We start from the raw sequence: 875 nt of genomic DNA, 5'->3' as shown, positions 1-875 counted from the left end.
CATCGCGCAGATCGGCGACGTCCCGGCCCTGCCGGGCGACCGGGTGCTGGACGCGCGCGGCGGCGTCGTCACGCCGGGCCTGATCTCGACCCACCACCATCTGTTCCAGAGCATGCTCAAGGGCGTGCCCAGCGCGATCGACGCGCCGCTCGAAACCTGGCTGCGCCTGGTCCCCACCAGCTACTGGAACCGCCTGGACGAGGACGCGCTCCAGACCGCCGCCCTGGTCGGCATGGCCGAATTGCTGCTGTCCGGCTGCACCACCGTCGCCGATCATCACTATCTGTTCGCCGACAGCTACCGCTACGACCCGGCCGCCGTGCTGTTCGAAACCGCCGACCGGCTGGGGCTGCGCCTGGTGCTGGCACGCGGCGGCACCACCCGCACCCGCGCCTTCGACACCGACGACATCCTGCCCACGCCCACCGAACCGCTCGATGTCATGCTGCGGCGGGTCGGCGACCTGGTGTCGCGCTACCACGATCCGTCGCCCGACAGCCGCCGGCGCATCGTAATCGCCCCCAACACCCCGACCTGGGGCGTCACCCCGGACGAGCTGCGCGAACTGGCCCATGCCGCGCGCGCGATGGGCATCGGGCTGCACAGCCACCTGTCCGAAACCGGCAATTACGTCCGCTATTGCCGCGAAACCCACAATATGCGCCCCGTCCAGTTCGTGGCCGAACATGGCTGGACCGGGCCCGACGTGTGGTTCGCGCATCTGGTCCATCTCGATCACAGCGAAATCGCCATCCTGGCGGAAACCGGCACCGGCATGGCCCATTGCCCGCAAAGCAATTGCCGCCTCGGCTCGGGCATCGCCCCGGCGCCGGACCTGGACCGGCTGGGCGGACGCGTGTCGCTGGCCGTCGACG

The 875-nt window shown here is 70.2% G+C and carries 1 protein-coding gene; it reads left to right on the top strand.

The features are described from left to right. Window positions 1-875: amidohydrolase family protein (locus tag HUK84_RS20465; protein ID WP_176641833.1), on the top strand; the 875-nt coding region annotated here is incomplete at both ends.

Source organism: Nguyenibacter vanlangensis (genome assembly GCF_013376155.1).
GTDB classification, from domain to species: Bacteria; Pseudomonadota; Alphaproteobacteria; order Acetobacterales; family Acetobacteraceae; genus Gluconacetobacter; species Gluconacetobacter vanlangensis.
The sequence above is the reverse complement of the archived record's forward strand: the minus strand, read 5'-3'. Positions and strand labels throughout refer to the sequence as shown.